At 44.4% G+C, this 22,299-nt stretch carries 19 protein-coding genes; 1 reads left to right on the top strand and 18 read right to left on the bottom strand.

Annotated elements, in window-relative coordinates; translation table 11 throughout:
* Positions 1-186: 186 nt before the first annotated feature.
* From HXT43_RS02035 to HXT43_RS01955, 17 genes are all read right to left on the bottom strand, one after another.
* Complete coding sequence (locus tag HXT43_RS02035) at positions 187-1,014, bottom strand: HAD family hydrolase (protein ID WP_116971079.1); 828 nt, start codon at positions 1,012-1,014, stop codon at positions 187-189.
* 139 nt (positions 1,015-1,153) lie between these two features.
* Positions 1,154-1,402 carry a preprotein translocase subunit SecG gene (secG, locus tag HXT43_RS02030; RefSeq protein ID WP_004119067.1) on the bottom strand — a complete coding sequence of 83 codons (249 nt, stop codon included), beginning with the start codon at positions 1,400-1,402 and terminating at the stop codon, positions 1,154-1,156.
* A gap of 61 nt (positions 1,403-1,463) precedes the next feature.
* Positions 1,464-2,270, bottom strand: coding sequence for a triose-phosphate isomerase (gene tpiA, locus HXT43_RS02025; RefSeq protein WP_032842481.1), 807 nt, complete (start codon positions 2,268-2,270; stop codon positions 1,464-1,466).
* Between the two features lie 164 nt (positions 2,271-2,434).
* Positions 2,435-3,640, bottom strand: a complete 1,206-nt coding sequence (locus HXT43_RS02020) for a phosphoglycerate kinase (protein ID WP_004119063.1) — start codon at positions 3,638-3,640, stop codon at positions 2,435-2,437.
* An 857-nt stretch (positions 3,641-4,497) separates the two neighbouring features.
* Entirely contained in the window at positions 4,498-5,445 is a 948-nt protein-coding gene (gene whiA / locus HXT43_RS02015; protein WP_004119060.1) for a DNA-binding protein WhiA, read from the bottom strand.
* Positions 5,446-5,717: 272 nt separating this feature from the next.
* Positions 5,718-6,566 (bottom strand): RNase adapter RapZ, encoded by an 849-nt coding sequence (gene rapZ, locus HXT43_RS02010; protein WP_117009030.1) that lies wholly within the window; start codon positions 6,564-6,566, stop codon positions 5,718-5,720.
* A gap of 107 nt (positions 6,567-6,673) precedes the next feature.
* Entirely contained in the window at positions 6,674-7,867 is a 1,194-nt protein-coding gene (locus HXT43_RS02005) for a shikimate dehydrogenase family protein (protein WP_410299666.1), read from the bottom strand.
* A 22-nt stretch (positions 7,868-7,889) separates the two neighbouring features.
* Positions 7,890-10,346: a primosomal protein N' gene (locus HXT43_RS02000; protein ID WP_415707155.1), complete on the bottom strand. Its 2,457-nt coding sequence runs from the start codon at positions 10,344-10,346 to the stop codon at positions 7,890-7,892.
* 72 nt (positions 10,347-10,418) lie between these two features.
* On the bottom strand, positions 10,419-11,636 hold the full coding sequence (gene metK / locus HXT43_RS01995; protein ID WP_004106381.1) for a methionine adenosyltransferase: 1,218 nt from the start codon (positions 11,634-11,636) through the stop codon (positions 10,419-10,421).
* A 139-nt stretch (positions 11,637-11,775) separates the two neighbouring features.
* Positions 11,776-12,060: a DNA-directed RNA polymerase subunit omega gene (rpoZ, locus tag HXT43_RS01990; protein WP_004106383.1), complete on the bottom strand. Its 285-nt coding sequence runs from the start codon at positions 12,058-12,060 to the stop codon at positions 11,776-11,778.
* 82 nt (positions 12,061-12,142) lie between these two features.
* On the bottom strand, positions 12,143-12,751 hold the full coding sequence (gene gmk / locus HXT43_RS01985) for a guanylate kinase (protein ID WP_117009017.1): 609 nt from the start codon (positions 12,749-12,751) through the stop codon (positions 12,143-12,145).
* A 15-nt stretch (positions 12,752-12,766) separates the two neighbouring features.
* Positions 12,767-13,678 (bottom strand): orotidine-5'-phosphate decarboxylase, encoded by a 912-nt coding sequence (pyrF, locus tag HXT43_RS01980; protein WP_004106386.1) that lies wholly within the window; start codon positions 13,676-13,678, stop codon positions 12,767-12,769.
* Positions 13,679-13,681: 3 nt separating this feature from the next.
* Positions 13,682-17,077 (bottom strand): carbamoyl-phosphate synthase large subunit, encoded by a 3,396-nt coding sequence (gene carB / locus HXT43_RS01975; protein ID WP_004119051.1) that lies wholly within the window; start codon positions 17,075-17,077, stop codon positions 13,682-13,684.
* 51 nt (positions 17,078-17,128) lie between these two features.
* Positions 17,129-18,340, bottom strand: coding sequence for a glutamine-hydrolyzing carbamoyl-phosphate synthase small subunit (gene carA / locus HXT43_RS01970; RefSeq protein ID WP_112928691.1), 1,212 nt, complete (start codon positions 18,338-18,340; stop codon positions 17,129-17,131).
* A 288-nt stretch (positions 18,341-18,628) separates the two neighbouring features.
* The gene (nusB, locus tag HXT43_RS01965) at positions 18,629-19,099 is read right to left on the bottom strand and encodes a transcription antitermination factor NusB (RefSeq protein ID WP_415707154.1); all 471 of its coding nucleotides are present in this window, start codon (positions 19,097-19,099) and stop codon (positions 18,629-18,631) included.
* A 167-nt stretch (positions 19,100-19,266) separates the two neighbouring features.
* Positions 19,267-19,830 carry an elongation factor P gene (gene efp, locus HXT43_RS01960; protein ID WP_004111770.1) on the bottom strand — a complete coding sequence of 188 codons (564 nt, stop codon included), beginning with the start codon at positions 19,828-19,830 and terminating at the stop codon, positions 19,267-19,269.
* 92 nt (positions 19,831-19,922) lie between these two features.
* Positions 19,923-21,119, bottom strand: a complete 1,197-nt coding sequence (locus HXT43_RS01955) for a zinc-ribbon domain-containing protein (RefSeq protein ID WP_004119041.1) — start codon at positions 21,117-21,119, stop codon at positions 19,923-19,925.
* Positions 21,120-21,236: 117 nt separating this feature from the next.
* On the opposite strand from HXT43_RS01955, the gene HXT43_RS01950 reads away from it, so the two are divergent.
* Positions 21,237-21,626, top strand: coding sequence for a YccF domain-containing protein (locus HXT43_RS01950; RefSeq protein WP_004106402.1), 390 nt, complete (start codon positions 21,237-21,239; stop codon positions 21,624-21,626).
* On the opposite strand, the gene pyrE is transcribed toward HXT43_RS01950, so the two are convergent.
* Positions 21,602-22,294 carry an orotate phosphoribosyltransferase gene (gene pyrE, locus HXT43_RS01945; RefSeq protein WP_004106403.1) on the bottom strand — a complete coding sequence of 231 codons (693 nt, stop codon included), beginning with the start codon at positions 22,292-22,294 and terminating at the stop codon, positions 21,602-21,604. The genes HXT43_RS01950 and pyrE overlap by 25 nt on opposite strands.
* Positions 22,295-22,299 lie beyond the last annotated feature (5 nt).

The following is a 22,299-nucleotide window of genomic DNA, read 5'->3' as shown; positions in this document are numbered from 1 at the left end:
TAAAGCTTAAAAATATTTTTGCGTCCGATTTTACATCCTTTTCGTCCGATTCTACTTGTTTTGCGTCCAAAAAACAAGAAAACGTCCGTAAATTTTGCAAACGCGTCCGTATTTTGTAGAACGCGTCCGATTTATCGCTATTTGCGTCCGATTACGCGTCCAATTATGATGATTGCAATAAACCCGCTAGAGCAATTCGTTTTGAAACCAGTTAGCAACGCCGTCGTCATTGTTGGAAGCGCAAATCTCATCCGCAATCGCAAGCAAACGCGGATTACTATTCGCCACCGCTACCCCATAACCACCGGCACGGAACATGTCGATGTCAATAACATCGTCGCCAAAAACAACTGTGCGGCTAGGCTTCACGCCCAAACGATTGCAAACAACGTTCAGCGCATGCCCCTTATTTGCAAGAGGATTCGTGAGCATCCACAAAACGTCTTCGCTAATATGCAGCGAAAAATCGTCCGGAAGAATGCGCTGAAGCTGCTCTTTCTCGCTATCTCGCGGAACAATAATTATTTTGTCTGCAGTTCCGCGCGGCACATTTGAAAAGTCGGTAATAACAAAATCCTGTTTGCTCCAAAGCATACGAACGTCAAAATTAGTGTAACGAACATCATTCATCACAACGCCAAGACGTAATGTAGGGATTTTATCAAGCAAACGCAAACACACATCGCAAGCATGCTTAGAATCAAAACCAAAACGTAATAACGTGCTTATTTCGCGCTGAGAAGTAAGCTCCGAAATCGTGCTATTAGCGCAATCAAAATCGATGAGCGCACCATTGAGATACGCACAAACTTGAGCATTTAAATCGTGAATAAAATCAAAAGCACTTCCGACAGGACGAGCCGTAATAATCGCAAGAGGAATTCCGTTTTCGCGCAAACACTTAGCTGCTTTCACAGTTTCGTTGCTTAAAAAGCGCCCTTCAAAAGTATCGGCATCGTGAAGCATGGTGCCATCAAGATCCGCAATTACTAAAGAAGGAGAAAAACGCATCATAGAAAACACTTATATAAACAAAATGGGCGAATACAACGGGCAAATAAACAGTGAAGCAAGCTTCAGGCAAAGCCTGCAAACAAAGCATATAAACAAAAAGCGCACAATCCGACGACCATGCGCTTTTCAAAAAGAATACTCAGATAAGCGAGAACTTAGTCATTAAGTTTAAAGCCACAATCACAGCAACCCAAATTAATGCAATAATAACCGTCCAACGATTTAAGTTCTTTTCTGCAACACCAGAGCTACCAGCGTTCTTCGTTAAACCGCCGCCGAACATGTCGGAAAGGCCGCCGCCCTTGCCCTTGTGCATCAAAATTAACAATGTGAGCAAAATGCTAGTGAGCACAAGCAACACCTGCAAAATAATCTTCACAGTGGACACAACCAACCTCCTGTTTTACAGTACCTGGTTAAGTCTAATAATAACCTTTGACCACTTAAGCTTATTTAGTTTCTAAACGTGTTTGTGCAGCCGTTAGTTGCACAATATTAGCAAGTTCTTGCGCATCAAGAGAAGCGCCACCAATTAAGAATCCATCGACATCTGGCTCCGCGATAAGACTTGAAGCATTAGAAGACGTTACAGATCCGCCGTAAAGAATACGGACAGTATCTGCAACATCGTCACCGAACGTAACACGCAAGTCTTCACGAATAGCCAATGCAGCTTCCTGAGCTGAATTAGCCGTGGCAACCATACCCGTACCAATTGCCCAAACTGGTTCGTACGCAATAATTAAACGCTTAGCTTGCTTCGCATCCAAATCGCGCGTTACATCATGCACTTGCCCTACAGCAAAATCGAGCGCAACACCCTGTTGACGTTCTTTAAGACTTTCACCAATGCAAAGAATTGGCTGCATTCCTGCGGCAAGCACAGCTCGAACTTGATCAACTATATTTGCATCATCTTCAGGATGATACTTGCGTCTTTCAGAATGACCAACAATAACCATTGAGCATCCAAGACTTGCAAGCATATCTGCAGAAACATCACCAGTAAAAGCTCCTTGAGCAGTAACAGAAACAGCTTGAGCTCCGTACAATATTGGCAAATGGTCAGACTCAACAAGAACTTGCACGCTTCTTATTGAAGTAAAAGAAGGCATAAGTGCAATTTCACAATCGTGATAGTCGTAATGCGCGTCACGCAGTAGCCACGCAAATTTTTGTATAAAATGCGTAGCTTCGCGGTGATTGAAATTCATTTTCCAATTACCAGCGACTAACGGCTTTCTTTTGGAAACCATAATCACCCTTAAAAAGTTTACGATTGAGATTAATAGTATTGCGCAAATTAGTGTTATGCCGACCTCGATTTACAAAGCGGATTCATAAAATCGAAAGTCGGCATAAGCGGAAATATTTAGTTTATACTTGCTCGCGTAAATATTACTTACTCAAGCAATATTACTTACTCAAGCACGCTCAAACCTGGAAGAGTCTTGCCTTCCAAGAACTCGAGAGAAGCGCCGCCGCCAGTAGAAATGTGCGAGAAGCCATCTTCAGGGAATCCAAGGTTGCGCACTGCAGAAGCAGAATCGCCACCACCGACGATGGTGAAAGTGCCGTTCTTAGTTGCATCGACCAAGCCCTGGGCTACAGCGCGAGTACCGGCTGCAAACTCTGGAACCTCGAACACACCCATAGGACCGTTCCAAACAACAGTCTTGGAGTCAACAATCTTGTCGTGGAAAAGCTTCTGAGAGTCAGGACCAATATCCAAGCCCATCTTGTCTGCAGGAATAGCGTCTGCTGGAACTACTTCTGGAGCAACTGGAGTATCCCCTGCTGGGAAGCCGGCATTCACAACAATATCGGTTGGAAGTACAAGCTCAACGCCGTTCTTCTTAGCGGTTTCAATGTAACCCTTAACCTTCTCGAGTTGATCCTCTTCAAGCAAAGAAGTACCAACTTCGTGGCCCAAAGCCTTGAGGAATGTGAACACCATACCGCCGCCAATAACAAGACGATCAGCCTTAGAAAGCAAGTTCTCAATAACGCCGAGCTTGTCGGAAACCTTGGAACCGCCGAGAACAACAGTCAAAGGACGCTCTGGGTTTTCAGTTGCGCGAGAAAGTGCCTTAACTTCCTTCTCAACAAGCAAGCCTGCAGCTGATGGAAGATCGGCAGCAACATCGTAATTTGAACCCTGAGCGCGGTGCACAACACCAAAGCCGTCGGAAACAAATACTTCGCCAAGAGAAGCAATCTTCTTAGCGTAGGCTGCGCGCTCGGAAGCATCCTTGCTGGTTTCTTCAGCGTTGAAACGCACGTTTTCGAGCAAAACAACGTCGCCATTATTCATGGCAGCTACCTTAGCTTGAGCATCTTCGCCGTAAGTGTCTGCAGCCAAAACAACATTTGTGCCGAGCAATTCACCTAAACGCTGCGCAACTGGAGCCAAGGAAAGCTCTGGAACAACCTGACCCTTTGGACGACCAAGGTGAGCCATCAAAATCACCTTAGCACCCTGCTCACGCAAAGCCTTAATGGTTGGTAAAGCAGCACGAATACGACCATCATCAGTAATCGTCGTACCCTTGAGAGGAACGTTAAAATCAGCGCGAACCAATACGCGCTTACCACTCAAATCTCCCAAATCTTTCAGTGTCTTCATTGGTATCCTTTCCAAACCATATTGGCTTACCATATTTGACTTACATACTGGCTTACCGTGCCGGCTTACTTCGTTCAACAAAACGCAAAATCAGCCTCAAACATCAACACATTGCCGGGTGCAATTATACCGCACATCTTCAACAATCCCTATGAACAACGCAGCTTTGCACCAGTACTCTGCTAACGTTGCGTCTGAAGCTTTGCAGTAATGCTTTGCAAACGTTGCTTATGAAGCTTTGCAGTAATGCTTTGCTAACAGCGATTATTTGTTGCTTAGTGAACTTTAACAGTATTGCTCTGCAGACGTTGAGTATTTATTGCTTAAAGAACACTAGCGCCATTGCTGCTGCACACACTACACCAGGCACTCCTACTACCACACCAAAAACAACGGTGGGTGAATTTACGAGTGGGAGATAGGAATTGCTTGTCGAGCAATATAAAAGCGGAACGATAGTAATAATCTTATTGACGAATACTATTTTTGCAGAAAAAGTAAGTAAAAAACTAAACTTAACTACACAACCGCTAAGTCCAAATAAGGTATAAGAGCGGAGCGCTGTCCTCATGGCTAATCGCCATTCGGCTGAGCTTGCACGGAAAGTCCACTGGACTTTCCGTCTGAACAAGCTCACGCTCCGAGTTGCTTTCGCGCGCTACGCTCTGAGCGCGAAAGCAGGTCGTCGCGCTAGTAATTCCTATCTCACACAACCACTCCAGAAACCCGCCAGCCAAACACCAGCCAAAAACAAAAAAACGGCAGAAACTTTACGCGCATGTAAAGAAAAAGTCGGTTGCACGCCAAAAAACGGCAGAAACTTTACAGTTACGCACACAAACCACGCAAAATCAGCATTAAAGCTGCTGCATACGCGACTTCTCAACCTTCGCCGAAAGCTGCAAAAGTCTACGAATTCGCCCTGCAATCGCATCCTTTGTAATAGGAGGATCAGCCAAGTGACCAAGCTCTTCCAAACTTGCGTCGCTATGCTCAAGACGAAGCTTTCCAGCCATTAACAAATTATCCGGAATATCGTCGCCCAAAATATCGAATGCGTGACGAACCTTTTCGCATGCCTCAGCAGCAGCCTTAGCGCTACGACGCATATTCGCATCGTCAAAATTAGCCAAACGGTTTGCTTTTCCGCGAGCTTCACCGTCCGAACGCTTACCGGTCCATTCGCGAGCAGAACGAGGAGCACCAATCAAAATCAACATTCGCTCAATTGCGTCAGAATCGCGCAACGTCACTCGCTCAGAGCTACGAACCTGACGAGCCTTGGCGCTAATGCCAAGTCGCGCTGCCATAGTTTGCAAAGCATTTGCAGCCTCATGAGTTGGGCAAACAACTTCCAAATAGCTAGCTTTGCCAGGATCCGAAATAGCACCGTGAGCCAAGAAAGCACCACGCCAAGCTGCTTTGATTTGGGCGATACTTCCACCAACAATCTCAGGTGCAAGACCTGCAACAATTCTCATACGTCGATCAAGAAGACCAGATTGCAAAGCCAATGCTGCAGCACCACGCTCAACTACCACGTCATAGCGAACTACAGTGCCCGTAGGAGTTTGACGAGAAACTTGAGCAATTGTTGCTTCCCTCTGGAAATGAGTTTTCAATACCTCAACAAGCCACTGAGCTGCACGCTGAGAATCTAACTGAGCGCGAATAACAGCCTGATTATTTACTGGCCTTAAGCCGCCAGCAAAGCGCATCATTGCTGCAGCTTGAGCCATAATGACAGTCGGGAGCTCATTGTTGTTTGAAACGAGTTCATTTTTGACGTCGTCAAGAAGAGCCAAGGGACAACCTCCTACTTTTGTTCTTCTTAAAATATGAGTGCTGTTGGGTACTTGCATGATGCTGTGGCACACGACATGCCCGGCTTTCTGTGATACAGAATACGTTGGACATTTTACCGATTTTTGCACATGCTTTACATGCTTTTAGTACAAGATTTTTATATTTTATATAATTTACGCAATTTTATTTAATTTTTTAATTAATTTTAATTGATTAGTTTCATAATCGCATTTCGCTACTTTACTTCTTCACTACTTTACTTCTTCACTTACTACGATCTTCTCTGCAGCTCTCTTGCAGATACTGTAACTTGCAAACCGTGCAATCTCAAACGTCTAGCAAGCTCAATACTTACGGCAACAGAACGATGCTGACCACCAGTACATCCTACAGCAATAGTCACGTAATGCTTGTCTTCTTTAGCGAATCCGTCGATAGCTGTAAGAAGCGCATTTTCATAAGAATCTAAAAATGCAATTGCCGCAGGATTCGATAAAACGTAATCTTGCACAGCTTGATCCTTACCTGTAAGCTCCCTTAATCCAGGAACCCAGAAAGGATTCGGCAAAAATCGCATATCGGCAACAAAATCAGCGTCCATTGGCATGCCGTATTTAAATCCAAAACTGAAAATATGCACAGAAACCGTAGAAGAGCCTTTTCCAAGCAATCCTTCGTAAAGCTTTGTAGAAAGTTGGTGAATACTAAGTGCAGAAGTATCGATAATAATATTTGCGCAATCTTTCAAATGACTGAGCAGCTCTCGCTCTTCTAGAATACCGTCAATAAGTCTGCCGCCGCACTGCAAAGGATGCGGTCTGCGCACAGACTCATAACGCTTAATAAGCACAGCATCTGAAGCATCTAGAAACAGAATTCGCGTTTTTACACCAAGGTCATCAATATGCGCAAGAACTGCAAACAGGTCGTCGAAATATCCTCTAGAACGCACGTCAATAACAGCAGCAAGCTTATGCACTTTAGAACCGGATGAAGTCATCATATCTACTAGCGGTATGAGCAGTTTTGGCGGAAGATTATCGATAACATACCATCCCATATCTTCCAACGCGTTAGCAGCGTGCGATCGCCCAGCTCCACTCATGCCGGTAATTAGCATAACTTCAAATCCGTCAGCTAGTTGCACGCTAGTCGACGCGGAACGTTGCGTAGTATGTTGCACATCACTTTGCGTATCACTTTGCGTAGTATGTTGCGTATTATCGCTCATAATGCCTCCTGTAAGGCTTTTCGCATGAGACTACTTAAGTCATCGTAATATCTAGCCTTGTCAGCACTAGGTTTATAACCAAGCTCAGAACCAGTCTCAGCACAATCCTCAGCGCCAGTCTCAGCACAATCCTCAAAATTTTCTTTAGATTGCCTGTAGTCAATCGTCATAAGACTTACTTGTGCTAAAGCTTGTTGCAAAAGCATTTCTTCTCCGCCAATAGCGCAACCATATTGTTGCCATACACTAAGTAACATGCTTGGGCGAGGATCGTAAACTACGTCAAGCAATGTTCCTAATTTCGTTTGATTATGCGCACTATCTTGACAGTATGCTTTCAACGCAAGCGCAATTGGATCTGCTACATGCGCTGGAACTGTGCTTACTACTATGTCTGCTTCTGCGATTGCACGAACAGCTTCTAGTGAATTTAAAGATTTCAAAATGAGAGATTTATCACATTCTGACAATTTTTCTGCGCTCAATTTTTCTGCGCTATAGTCTGCAAATTTTGAAAATACTTCTTCGCTTATTGTTGGGAACTCAATACCTTGCACAGGCTCATACATAGCGTCATTTTCTTCGCTTTTATTATTTTGACCTATGCTTATTTTATTTGGAAAATCAGCGCAATACTTTTGTATAAGATTATTAAAACGTTCAACGCCTTTTACACTACCGTCATCTTCAGTTCTAGCAACAACTTGCACTTGCTCAAGCTTTGCCACTTGCGCAATTTCAATTAAAGCTGCCAGTGCAGAGGATGCAGTGTTGCCGCTGCCAATAATAACAGCCTTTTTTACTTCGCATATGCGCTCATGTAATGCTTGCATAAATGTTATTAATATGCCACTTACGTCAGTGTTGTATAGCTTTATTTGCGATTGCGAAGCGGCTGCTGGGTTGCTAGTAAAAACTGCAGTATTTGCCACGTTAAGTGTGCGCGACCAGTAGTCGCAAGGTGTACCGAGTTTCATTACGGTTTTTTTAAGCGGCATAGTAAGGCTTAAGCCTTTCCAAGAATCATCAAGATGCGTAATAAAATCGTGAAGATCCGTTTCGCTTACTTTTTCCTTACTATATTGCCAATTCGTAAGCCCCAAAGCCTTATAAGCCGTGTTGTGAAGCACAGGCGACAGCGAATGCAAAATAGGATCTCCCAAAACTGCGCAATGATATATTTTTACCATTTTTCTCTCCCCTATTAGTAAGTTAGTACGCTAATAAATCTTTTGGATCAACACAAAAACGCAACTCTCCTGCAGCACGTGTTGCTACGTGACGAGCTACTTCCTTGTGCAATCGGTTCACTAATTCTTGTCTTAAATAAAGCGGAACTCTTACTACAGCTTTTACACGGTCGTAAATATCGTCAAAATGCTGGTATTTGTCTGTAACAGGCGGATGCATTGGAACAATTCCTAATAATGGAGAAATTGCTGAAAAATCAGCATCTTGACTACTTTCGCACCCAAGATTTTCTTGCATTGCACCAATATTTTCAATCGCACGCATAACCGCATCACGAGCACCCCATACGCATGCTGCAGTTACGCAAGGCGGCAATATTGCTTGAGCTCTTTCTGAAAGCTCATTGCAAGAAAGTTGAGTCGTATCCCACAATGTAAGCGCGCGCGCAAGAACAGGATACGTTTCACCAATAAGAAGTACACTTCCTCCACGCGCTCTAGGAGCACATAAAGCAGAAGCTTTCATCCACGAATTAAGCGTATCTATTCGCGCATCAAGCCCTGAAGCGTACAAACTTACCCACGTATCAAGTATTGCTACAACACCATATTCTCCATTACAATTTGCGTCTTGCGTTTGTATGCGAGGCTCACATCCAGGAGTTGCAACAACAATTACAGGTTTTTCATCAATACACTGGATAATTCCGTTCGGTTGGTGTTGTGACGAAATAATAATAGGCACGTTACGAAATAGTTTAGATAATTCTTCCGCAACGCCAGCAGCACCAACTCGTATAACTCGCATATTGCTACTGCCACAATTAGAACAAGACCAATTTATTGCACTAGCACCACACCATGAGCAACGTGCTGTTTGCTGACTATTTGCAACATCGAGAGGCCCGGTGCATCGTCTACAGCGCGCTTGACGTTTGCACGAAGAGCATATAGCCGATTGCGTCACACCATCTTGCGCAATAGAAAGCAGCACAGGCTTACCATCCGAAAGAGCATCGTTAATAGCTCTTACTGCGCTATGCGGTATGCGAGCGCCAATGCTTGGGTCAGCTAATTTTAGTAAAGCTTCACGATTAAGCCAACGAACCCAAGGAACTAACTTTTCGCGAGCAAGTTTACTCGCGCTTACAGGTATACTAGATCCGCTTATTGTTTTAGCAGCTTGAATAGCTTTAACAGTTTTAACAGTTTTAGCAGCCTCAGCAGTTTGAACAGCTTGCTCACCTTGCACACTTTGCGCAGATTGAGTAGTTTGCGCATCTTGCGCATTTGACATATAGCAGTCTACTTCACTTTGACTAAGCGCACTTCTGGAATACGACATTGACACAAATACGCCGCCATGCCTTTTCGCACGAAGCCGCATAACGCCACGCGCTTGAGCATACGGCATCATGCCATCAGCATATTGGTACGCGCAATCTTCAACAATCGCAAATAAAGCATCTCCCTCAACTGGAGCATACATTGCAGCTCTAGTACCAAGAACGCAAGGAACTATTCCGGACGCGATTGCGCGCCAAGCTCTATACCTATCAGCTGGAGGATCCGCAGCACAAAGTCGAGCGACATCGCCATCAAAACTTCCAGCAGAAAAACCACGATGATTCTCACTTACGCGCTTATATGGCTTTAAGCCATAAACCATTAGCGCGCGCATTACATCATTGACTTCTCTTAGCGTCGGCAAAACTACAACAGCCTGCTTACACGCGCTTAAAGCAGTGACAATCATCCACGCTAAATCTTGTGCAAGCCGGCAAGAACCTGGTAAAGCGTCTACAATAAAAGATTGAGAAGAATTATTTTCTGCTTGCTTGACTAATTGATTTTCTGCTTTATTTTCACTAAAACTTGCGTCAATAGATTTTTTGATTAATGCATTGTATAAAATATTTGCATTTTCGTAATCATAAATCATGCGAGAAGTTGTAGCGTAACCTGGGTTTGTATTGTTATCGTTTTGCAAACGCTTCTTAAGATTTTCACGCCACTGTTTTCTGCGTTGCAAGCGTATGTTGTCAAAAACTTCCTCATGCTCAACACGAGCTACGCGTTGAGGCACAGCAAGACGCAAAATATTTGAGCTAGTTCCACCATAAGCTTTAGCTATGGCGTCAATATCGTCTCGCAAAGATTTAGAAAGCAAAACATCTGAAGGAAACACTCGTTCTAAAAATCTTAAAGCAGCATGAGGGGTGTCAGTATGCGAAGAACGAGACCAAATAACTCCAGTGAGTTTTTGGGCTCCAAAACGAACGCGTACAAACGCCCCAGGCTGAGCAGATTCATCTTGATCTTGCGATATCAAGTAATCAAAAGTACGACCTAAATGTGAAGCTTGAACATCGAGCATCACATGCGCAATAGGGCATTCATTAGCAGGCACTAGAGAAACAGCATTGCGCTTACGTCTTGTTTTACGCGCTAAGCCGTCTAGCGAAGGTTGCTCTGCCATAAATAACCCTTAGTTTTACTTGAATTACATCACATAATTACTGTTATTTTACAGCAAAATTTATCAATAAAACTACTTTTTTAGCGCATCTTTCAATTGCTCAATACGATTCGTTTCTTCCCAAGGGAATTTGACATCCATACGACCAAAATGACCATAAGCTGCAGTTGGAGCATAAATTGGCTGAAGCAAGTTAAGCTCGTCAATAATCGCAGCCGGACGCAAATCAAATACTTCGCGCACAGCACGCGCAATATCTGCGCGCGTAATACCGTCAGCTTCAGTTCCGAAAGTTTCTACGTTTACGCTTACAGGATCAGCAATACCAATAGCATAAGCAACTTGAACTTCTGCCTTATGAGCTAAACCAGCTGCCACAATATTTTTTGCAACCCAGCGAGCTGCATAAGCTGCAGAACGGTCAACTTTACTAGGATCCTTACCGGAAAAAGCTCCACCACCATGATGAGCAGCACCACCATAAGTGTCAACAATAATTTTTCGACCAGTTAAGCCCGAATCAGCAGCAGGGCCTCCCAAAACAAAAGAACCAGTAGGGTTTACAAGCATACGGTACGAATCGTGCGCAACTTTTTGAGCAAGAACTTCGTCCAACACAGGCTTAACAACATGCTCAACAAGCTGATCTTGTAACCAGTCTCTAGAAACTTCTGGATCATGCTGAGTAGAAATAAGCACAGTATCCAAACGTTTAGGCGTGCCTTTGGAATCGTACTCAATCGTTACTTGAGTTTTCCCATCCGGACGCAAATGCGCAACAGTGCCATCTTTACGAACTTTAGCAAGCTTTTGAGCTAAACGATGAGCAAGATAAATCGGCAAAGGCATTAAAGTATCTGTTTCGTCGCTAGCGTAACCAAACATAACACCTTGATCGCCTGCACCTTGAGCAGCGTAGCGCTCCTCACGAGAAGATGCACTCTCACAAGAAGCATCCAACCTAGCAACACCTTGATTGATTTCCGCACTTTGCTCAGTTAAAGAAACCATAACACCACAAGAATCAGCATCAAGACCAATTGTGGAGCTCGTGTAGCCAACATTACGAACAACTTGACGTACAATTCCCGGAATATCGCTATAAACTTCACCACGCACTTCACCAAAAACCACGAACTGACCAACGGAAGCACAAACCTCTACAGCAACATGCGCATGAGAATCCTGACGAAGCATATCGTCCAATATAGCGTCAGCAATTTGATCGCATAACTTGTCAGGATGACCTTCAGTTACAGATTCTGCAGAAATTAATTTACGTTCTTCCACATTTCCCCCTTAAGTTCATAGTCGATAAAGGCTAAATATAGGCTAAATAAAGCGAAAAACGCAGCCGTGCATCCGCTTTATTGAGCACGGATGATACGCGACTGCGAATACCCATAAAGACGTTTATTAGCAAGGCTTATTAATTACCTTCGCTTAAGTCGTCCTCACCAAGAGTCTCTTCAAGCAATCCAGCATTAATTTCGCGGAAAGCAATAGCTAAAGGCTTTTCTTGATTTTGATACTCAACTAGTGGGCCAACATTTTGAAGCAAACCTTCATTAAGCTGAGTAAAATAAGCATTAATTTGACGTGCTCGTTTTGCAGCAAATAAGGCAAGCGCATACTGGGAATCCGCATGTTGCATTAAATCATCAATCGGTGGATTCGCAAGACCAGTAGGTGTTGGCTGAGTGCCTAATGCCATAATATTCTCCAAATTCTATGGTGCTACAATAGTTCCAAAAGGCTTATTATATGCTATCGATTGGATATTGCGTAAGTTTTAACTATAAGTCGTATTCGCTTGCAATAACATTCCACAGTTCATCTGCAGCACGCTCAGCATTATCATTCACAATAACAACATCGAACTCTTTAGCTGCAGCAATCTCAACTTTAGCAGTTTCCAAACGTTTTGCTTGCTGCTCAGAAGTTTCAGTACCACGACCAATAAGACGACGCTTAAGCTCTTCAAAGCTCGGAGGCGCAATGAACACGTACACAACTTCTAATCCAAGACGAGCAGCCTCTTGTTTTACGCGCCTAGCTCCTTGCAAATCTATTTCCAGCAAAGTAGGAATATCTTGCGTAAGATGATCCAAAACAGGCTGAAGAAGGGTACCATAATGAGCCATGCCATGAACTAGCGCGGTTTCCAAGAATTCGCCATTACGCTTACGACGCTCAAATTCTTCTTCATCCAAGAACCAATAGTGAATACCATTAAATTCACCAGGTCTAGGCGCACGAGTGGTAGCAGAAACAGATAGCCAAATATGAGGATGCTTCTCACGAAGTATGCCTTCTACTGTGCCTTTACCAGCCGCAGTAGGACCCGTTAATACGATTAATCGACGTCTAGACTGCGAAACTGCAGCCTCATCCGTGGCACCCATTTGCTTACCCCTCGTTTACACACATTCGCCTGAATCAACAAGAGCCTGACGAATATCCAATGCTATGCGTTCAGTTGCAGCCGAAAGTTCACCAATATTTGGACCATGCGACGCAATCGAACGCGAAACAGTTACCAATACATTACCATGTGTACCAGCAAAAACACGCTTTAAATCGTCAGCTTCTGCACCTTGCCACCCGTAACCAGGAGAAAGAATTGGACCAGTAAAACTGGTTACGTCAATTCCACCACCGTTCATCCAGTCGCCAATAGTAGCTCCAACAATTAAACCAACAGAACCCATTCCTTTAGTTTTATTGTTAAAACTTTGAGCTGTTTGAGCAATTCCGTGAGCTACAGTAGTTCCGCGGTAAGTTCCGCTCTGCCTAATAGCAGTTTGCAAACTTGCGCCTTCGCGATTAGAAGTTAGAGACGCAATAAAAACACCGCGACCGTTATTAAGAGCTTCGTTAATTAAGCCGCCCATAGAACGTGCGCCATAATAGGGAAGCAAAGTAATAGCATCAGCAAGAAGCGGAGCTCCAGGCTTAAAATATGCGTCTGCAAGCGCAGAAATAGTAGTAGACAATCCTCCATGACCGCAGTCAACGATAGTAATAATATCCATTTGACGAGCGGCATACAGCACACGCTCAAGTGCTGCGAAACCCTTAGAACCGTAGCGCTCAAACATGCTGGATTGGAATTTAACTGCCGCTGCCCTACCATTCATAGCTTGCAGCATTCGCATAGAAAAAAGTTCAGCTCCAAGAGCATCCATGTTGTATCCCCAATTAAGCAGCATTTTGCGATGAGGATCGATTCCAACACACAATGGTCCATATTTTGCCATAGCGTTCTTCAAACGCAAACCAAAATCGGATCGTTGCGCCTGCACTTCTTGATCACGAATGCTCTCGGTCATGTATTAAGCCCGACTTTCTTGACTTTCTGCCTGTTCAATTGCAAACAGCTGCTGAGCATGTTCTTGTATACTCATCACCTGATAATCGTTGTTCTTAACAGCTTCAATAGCCATTAATACTGGTGCAAATTCGGTAATAGTAGTGAATTGTGGAAGATCAGCTGCTACAGCTGCCGCACGAATGGCATAACCATCAGTGCGCGATCCCCTTGAATTCGGCGTATTTAATACCATGTCAATCTTACCATTTTCGATAAGCTCTACAACATTCTTACCGATTCTTTCGTTCGCTTTCTCACTATTTGGCATATCCTTCGCCGTGTCGCCCTGACTAGAAAGCTTATCGACAATAACAGAATCAATGCCATAACGACGAAGCACAGAAGCTGTACCTTCAGTAGCCCAAATCGTAAAACCAAGCTCCACTAATCGCACTGCAAGAAGTGGAAGTTGTCGCTTATCTGCATCACTTACGGACACAAACACATTGCCGCTGGTAGGCAAACCGCCCTTGTATGCTGCAAGCTGGCTCTTAGCAAAAGCGTGAGGGAAGTCGCGATCAAAACCCATAACTTCGCCAGTAGAGCGCATTTCTGGTCCAAGCAAAATATCAACCGTACGACCAACAGGAGTGCGGAAACGCTTGAACGGCAACACAGAAGCTTTAATAGCAACCTGCTGACCTGGGTGAATATCTCCGCCATCGCCTTGCGGGAGAAGAAGTCCACGCTTGCGCTGCTGTGCAATGGTTTCACCAGCCATAATTCGAGCAGCAGCTTTAGCAAGAGCAACGCCAGTAGCTTTAGAAGCAAACGGAACAGTACGAGACGCTCGAGGATTTGCTTCAATTACATACAAAGTGTTTGCCATAAAAGCGTACTGTACATTGATAAGACCGCGAACTGAGCAGCCGCGAGCAATCGAAAGCGTACCCTCGCGAAGGCGTCGAATTTGATCGTCCGAAAGCGTGCTTGGAGGAAGAGTACAAGCAGCGTCACCAGAGTGCACACCAGCTTCCTCAACATGCTCCATAATGCCGCCAATATAAAGCTCGTTACCGTCGTAAAGCGCGTCAACATCGATTTCAATAGCGTCCTGAAGGAACTTATCGATCAAAAGTGGCGAAGGCAATCTGCCAGAAACAACCGTGTCTGCTCGAGCCTCATCCAATGCGCGATCAACATACTTTGCAAGTTGAGCATCGTCATATACAATTTCCATGCCACGACCGCCGAGCACGTAGCTTGGGCGCACAAGAACTGGGTAGCCAATTGCGTGAGCTGCATCTTTTGCTTCCTCAAGACTTAACGCTGTGCCGTATCGAGGAGCGTTCATGCCTTCTTGACGAAGAACTTCGCCGAAAAGCTCACGGTTTTCAGCCAAATCAATAGCCTCAGGAGTCGTTCCCAAAATTGGAACTCCTGCAGCCTTAAGACGAGCGGCAAGCGAAAGTGGCGTTTGACCACCAAGCTGCACAATCACGCCCTTAACAGGTCCAAGCTTCTTTTCTGCTTCGTAAATTTCAAGCACATCTTCGAAAGTAAGAGGCTCAAAGTAAAGGCGATCAGACATGTCGTAATCTGTAGAAACTGTTTCAGGATTGCAATTGACCATAATGGTGTCGTAATCCTTGCCCAATTCCTGAACAGCGTGAACACATGTGTAATCAAACTCAATACCCTGACCGATTCTGTTTGGACCAGAACCAAGGATAATCACAGCTTCGCGATCACGCTTCTTCAACTCGCTTTCGTCAGCGTAGCAAGAATAGTAGTACGGAGTTGCTGCGTCGAACTCAGCTGCGCAAGTGTCAACAGTCTTGTAAACAGGGCGCAAACCGTAAGCCCAACGAAGCTCACGAACCATGTTTTCGCCTTCGTCGCCAAGATTACGCAAATGCGCAATTTGAACGTCCGAAAGACCAGCGAGCTTAGCGCGCTTCAAAACTTTAGGAGTTAAGGTTTCAGCTTCACGAACTGCGAGCGCAGTCTCGTTAATTTGAGCCAGCTGCTCTACAAACCAAGGGTCGATTTTTGTTGCTGCAAAAATCTGCTCCGGCGTTGCCCCACCCCAAAGCGCGCGCTGAATTTGCAAGTAGCGATGCTCGGTTGGAGTATGCATTTCTTCAAGAAGCTTATTAACTTCTTCCTTGCTCGGGCGCTCACCATCCCAGCTAAAGCATGAGTGACGCTTGTCGATTGAGCGCATTGCTTTTCCAAGGGATTCCTGGAAGTTTCCAGCCAAAGCCATTGCTTCGCCGACAGACTTCATGGAAGTTGTAAGCGTGGTATCTGCTCCTGGGAACTTTTCGAAAGCAAAACGCGGAATCTTTGTTACAACGTAGTCGATTGTTGGCTCGAAGCTTGCAGGAGTTGAACGAGTAATATCGTTTTGAATTTCGTCCAAAGTGTAGCCGAGAGCAAGTTTCGTTGCGATTTTTGCGATTGGGAAGCCGGTTGCTTTAGATGCGAGCGCGGAAGAACGGGACACGCGCGGGTTCATTTCGATGACGATAATGCGACCAGTTTGAGGGTTGATTGCAAACTGAATATTGCAACCGCCAGTATCGACGCCAACGCCTCGAATAATAGCAATACCGATATCGCGCATCTTCTGATACTCGCGGTCTGTAAGCGTAAAGCAAGGAGCAACTGTAATCGAGTCGCCAGTGTGCACGCCTACAGGATCGACGTTTTCGATTGGGCAAACAACTACGACGTTATCTTTTGCGTCGCGCATAAGTTCAAGCTCAAACTCTTTCCAGCCTTCAATGCCTTCTTCAATAAGCACTTCGTTTGTTGGAGAATAGTGAATGCCAGCTCCTGCAATGCGGTGAAGCTCTTCTTCGTTATGAGCAATACCAGAGCCCAAGCCGCCCATTGTGAAGCTTGGACGTACTACTACCGGGTATCCTAAAGTTTCAACAATTTTGTCTACTTCTTCGATTGAGTGAGCAATAAAGGATTTTGCTGACTCAGCTCCGGCTTTTTCAACGACTTTTTTGAAAAGCTCTCGGTCTTCTCCGCGGTCGATTGCTTCCAAAGAAGCACCAATAAGCTCAACGTTATATTTTTCTAGGATTCCTGCACGACCCAAATCCATTGCAGCATTAAGCGCAGTTTGACCACCAAGCGTTGGAAGAAGCGCATCCGGACGCTCCTTCGCAATAATTCGCTCCAAAATCGAAGTGTCAATTGGCTCAATATATGTTGCGTCCGCAAGCTCCGGGTCGGTCATAATAGTAGCCGGGTTAGAGTTGACCAAAATTACGCGAATACCTTCTTCGCGAAGAACTCGGCAAGCCTGCGTTCCGGAATAATCAAATTCTGCAGCCTGACCAATAACAATCGGACCGGAACCAATTACCATAACCGACTTAATATCAGTACGTTTTGGCATAGTAAACTTCTCTTTCCGTAAATCTTAAAATCTTACTTGCTTTTTCGAGTATTACTTGCTTTTTCGAGCGTTTTCGCGCATCAATTGCACAAAACGGTCAAATAGATAGGAAGCGTCGTGCGGTCCTGCTGCAGCTTCCGGATGATATTGCACCGAGAACGCTGGAATATCAAGGCATTGCAAGCCTTCTACAACGTTGTCGTTCAAGTCAATATGCGAAACTAGCACGCGACCAAAGTGTCCGTTTTCGTAAGGAGATTGCACAGGACCGTCAAGAGGTGCGTCCACAGCAAAGCCGTGATTGTGAGCCGTAACTTCCACTTTTCCGGTTGTAACGTCTTTTACAGGCTGATTAATACCGCGGTGACCAAACTTCAACTTGTAAGTTCCAAAGCCGAGCGCGCGACCAAGTAACTGGTTTCCAAAGCAGATACCAAAGAACGGGTAACCTGCATCCAAAACTTTGCGCAAAAGCTCAACTTCGCGATTTGCTTGGCTAGGGTCTCCAGGACCATTCGAGAAGAATACGCCGTCTGCGTTAAGCGCTTGCAGCGATTCGAAGCTTATTGAGGAGCTTACAACGTGCACGCGGCAGCCGCGCTCAGCCAAACGGTGAGGAGTCATAGATTTAATACCAAAGTCGACTGCTACAACAGTGTAAAGTGGATCTTTTCCTTCAAAATCACCGCAAGGCTCAATCGTGTACGTTTCTTTAGTACTGACTTCATCCGTTAAACGCAAGCCCTGCATTTGAGGAGTTTGCTTAATTTCGTCAACGAAAGAAGCGACGGTGCGAAAAGCCCCGGTTGACGGATCAACCAGGGCCTTATTAGAAAAAATGCCGGCACGCATAACGCCTACCGAGCGTAAATGACGTACCAGCTTTCGAGTATCAATACCACTAATGCCAACGATACCTTGCTTTTGTAAATCGTCTTCCAAGGAACCTTCAGCTCGCCAATTGCTAACTACTGGGCTTGGCTTCTTAACTACGTAACCAGCAACCCAAATGTGGGCAGATTCTGGATCTTCGTGATTCATTCCCGTATTACCTATGTGTGGGAATGTTTGAACTACGATTTGTTGATCATAACTTGGATCAGTTAATGTTTCTTGATAACCAGTCATGCCCGTGGAGAACACAATCTCAGCGCGCGTAGAACCTTGCGCACCAAAAGGCTTACCAACGTAAACCTGACCATCCTCCAACACCAATACTGCATCATCACTGCCGAATCCGGCAAAGGTGTCGCTGTAATCCACCTTAACCCCCTTATGGCTTTAGGATATTCGTGGTAAGTCTACTCAGGTTGGCGGACGGGCGACGCGCCGGCGCGACGACCTGCTTGAGCGCAGCATCGCGCGCGCGAAAGCAACTCGGAGCGGAAACTCGCTCAGGTTGGAAGTCCGGTGGACTTCCAACGCGAGTTTCGTAAGCGAGCGCGTAATCCGCGCGAGCGACTACTGCACGCGTGTCCCAAAACTATCAACTAGAGACACTAACGCAGTAAGCATTCTGCGCGAGGGTCTCAAAACATGCAAAATGAGACATTACTCAGCAGCAGCTTCTTCCGTAGCAGCGTCTTCAGGAGAAGATTCGCCATTAAACTTTGCCAAGCAAGCGTCTTTATCTGCCATAATCGCGCTTAGTAAGCCGTGAATAAACGCAATAGCTTCGTCGTCGCTATACATTTTTGCGAGCGCAATCGCCTCGTCAATAGCAACTTTATCTGGAATCTCATCATTAAGAAGCATTTCCCAAACTGCAATGCGCAAAATATTGCGATCGATAACAGCCATTCTGCCAACTTTCCAGCCAGTCGAATAGCGGTTTAGCGTCTTGTCAATTCTGTTACGTCGCTCTCCTACGCCTCGAACAATCTCAATAGCGTACTCTGGGAGCGGAGTTTGAGCGCCAGGCTCCTTAACTCGCTCCTCAAGCAAAGAAAGAATATGCTGATTCTTCTCATCCGCCTCATACAGCGTATTCAAAGCCCTTTTACGAGCGGTAGAACGTGCCATCGTAACGCCCTTCTGTGTAACGTATAAAAATTACTTAATAAAGTTGTATCAAAAATTACGCGACCCAGCAACGAATAATCGCCACCGGGTCACTCTATAAAAATTATTGAGAAATAAATAGCTAATTTAATTAGATAACTAATTATTTTAATTAGATAATTAATTCTTTAGTTTTCACGACCAAGGTAAGAGCCGTCACGAGTGTCGACCTTCACCTTTTCGCCTTCACCCACGAAGAGTGGAACCTGGATTTCAGCACCGGTTTCCACAGTTGCAGGCTTAGTACCAGCGTTAGAACGATTGCCTTGCAAGCCTGGCTCAGTGTGAGTAATAGTCAAAATCACGGAAGCTGGAAGCTCAACGCTCAAAGGAGTGCCATCATGGAAGCTTACGATGCAGTCGGTGCCTTCAAGCAAATACTTGCTCTGCTCGCCAACCAAAACCTTAGGAATATAAACCTGGTCGTAAGTGGTCATATCCATAAAGACGAAGTTGTCGCCATCTTCGTATGAATATTGCAACGTGCGGTTATCAACGGTCTCGAACTCCATCTTCATGCCGGCATTAAAAGTCTTGTCGACAATCTTGCCCGAGAGCACGTTCTTAATGGTGGTACGCACAAAAGCAGGACCCTTGCCTGGCTTCACGTGCTGGAACTTAACGACGGTCCAAAGCTGACCATCAAGGTTCAAAACCGATCCATTCTTAATATCATTGGTAGTCTGTGCCACGAGTTACCCGTTTCTTTCGCTAATAGGCTGCAAATTAAGCAGCTAAGAAATAAACCTTGCTTATTATGCCACAAAGCGTCAACTTAATATATTTAGAGATTATTTTTCAACAAATTCAACAGTTTTGAAACAAATTCAGCAACGTCATCTTTATCTGCACTTTTTGTTAAAACAGACACTCCGATCCTATTCTTGCCCTTCTTAAGAATCAAGAAATAGTTATAAACATTCTTAATTCCTTGACCACGATGAGCCATAACCTCTATGCCGTCTGGAACGTTCACGCCATCAGCAGAAATATCGTAACCCGTCGCATTGGCAATAGTCGAATTTTGCATAGCTTTTGAAAGCATCATCGCAGCATCATGAGAAGAAGTAAGATTTTCGTGACCATCGTTCGATGCATCAACATCACCATATTTGCGAGTAAAAGATGTATTTGCATAGCCATTATCTGACAGCCATTGATCTAATCCGTCTATGCCACCTTGATCATCTAAAAGCTCATTAGCGGAGTCATTACTCATTGCCTTAATAACATCTTCACACTTATCTTCATAATCATGCTGTGGATTATCCTTAGTATAAAGAACAACAGGGAAATAAAAACCTACAGCAGGGAATGTTTTACGAGAATTAGAAGACTCATACAATATGCCCTTCTTGCCAGAAATCGCTACAGATACGCTATTATTTGAAGCAAAATTGCTTACTAATTTATTGATTTTTTTGGTATTGAGCTTTTCACTCGCACCAATAGCGTTATCCTTATCGCTGCTAGTATCACTATCTTCATCGTCTGAATCTAAATCATCATTGGTTAGAACATGCTGCTTAGATTTATTATTCTTTGATTTTGATGATTGTAATTCAGTTTTATTATTTGATTGAGCTGTTCGCGCACTATTTACATACCACCATGCACCAGCACCTATAACCAAAACACAAGCAATAATAGCGGTTATTAAAGTAATAATTACTTTCCTCTTGCGCTTATCATCCTCTGAATGAGAATAATTAGCCGGAGCTTCGCCTTGTACGTAAGGTGAATTATTCATAGAAGGCTGTTCACTCGAAGAACCCATAATAGGAGAACCTAAAACGTTTAGATTATCCGATAAAGCTTCCTGCGCAGGAAATACAGTAGTAGGCGCTTCGTTAGTAGGCAATTCGTATTGTTGACTTTGGATTGACGGCTCGACTGTTGACGTAACTTCTAAAAGCGCTCCGCAAGTATTGCAAAACTTGCTATTATCATCATTTTTATTACCACATTGCGTGCAGAACATATTCTTCCTTTAAACAAATGCATCTATTGCAACGCATTATTTTACAACCCGCTTACAATAAATCACTTATCAAAAATCATACTTCATTAAAACTTAAAAAACTTATATACTACTTTTATGAAACTTCTTGGCAATATTGTGTGGCTGATATTCGGCGGTCTTTTCATTGCTGCAAGCTGGTTATTTATAAGTTTCCTCCTTTGCATAACCGTTATTGGCATACCATTCGGTATTCAAGCATTCAAAATGGCAAAGCTCACGCTCACGCCATTTGGAAAACATGTTATTTACCAAGGCGGCACTAGCACAATTTGGAACATACTATGGATTGTATTTTTCATTGGACCAATGCTTGCATTAGGCTATATCGTTTCAGGATTCATTTGCTGCTGCACAATTGTTGGCATTCCATTTGGCATACAATCTTTCAAAATGGCAAAACTTGCGTTGTGGCCGTTTGGTTCCGAAATTGTAGAGGATAATTACGCACCATACGTACGCAAGTAATCTGCAGCACGCGAAGCTAATTCCTCATCCATAACTGGCTTACCGTCAGCATTAACTAAACGCTTTGCTGCAGCGAAAATTTCGCGCACGTTTGCAATTGGCAAAACTGGGAAGCCAAACTCCTGCTCTACTGCTTTTACTGCAGAAAGCTCGCTGTCTTTCGTGCGTTCCATTCTGTCTACTGCCAAAATCAAGCCAACAACTTGCACATTTGCTTCCGCTTTAAGCTTTGGCAAAGTTTCGCGAACTGCAGTTCCAGCAGTCATCACATCGTCAACTAACAGAACTTTCATGCCGTCTTTTAACGGTTTTCCAACCATAATTCCGCCGTCGCCATGATCCTTTCGCTCTTTGCGATCGAAAGTAAAACCAACAGGCATATTATGATTATTCGTCAAAGCCATTGCCGTAGAAACTGCCAGCGGAATGCCCTTATAAGCAGGTCCGAAAACAGTGTCGATATCTTGCGGAAGTTTGCCATCTTCGATTGCTGCAACAACGCGCTCAGCGTAGTATGCGCCTAGATTTGCGATTTTCATGCCGTCGTCAAAAGCACCAGCGTTAATAAAATAAGGTGATTGACGACCAGATTTCAGCGTAAAGTCACCAAATTTAAGCGCACCTGAATCAAGCAAAAACTTTGTAAAACGTTCGTCTAATTCTGCCATAATTA

It is taken from the genome of Gardnerella sp. DNF01195 (assembly GCF_049244175.1).
In the GTDB taxonomy this organism is placed as follows: domain Bacteria; phylum Actinomycetota; class Actinomycetes; order Actinomycetales; family Bifidobacteriaceae; genus Bifidobacterium; species Bifidobacterium leopoldii.
This window is presented reverse-complemented; position numbering and strand designations above follow the sequence as displayed.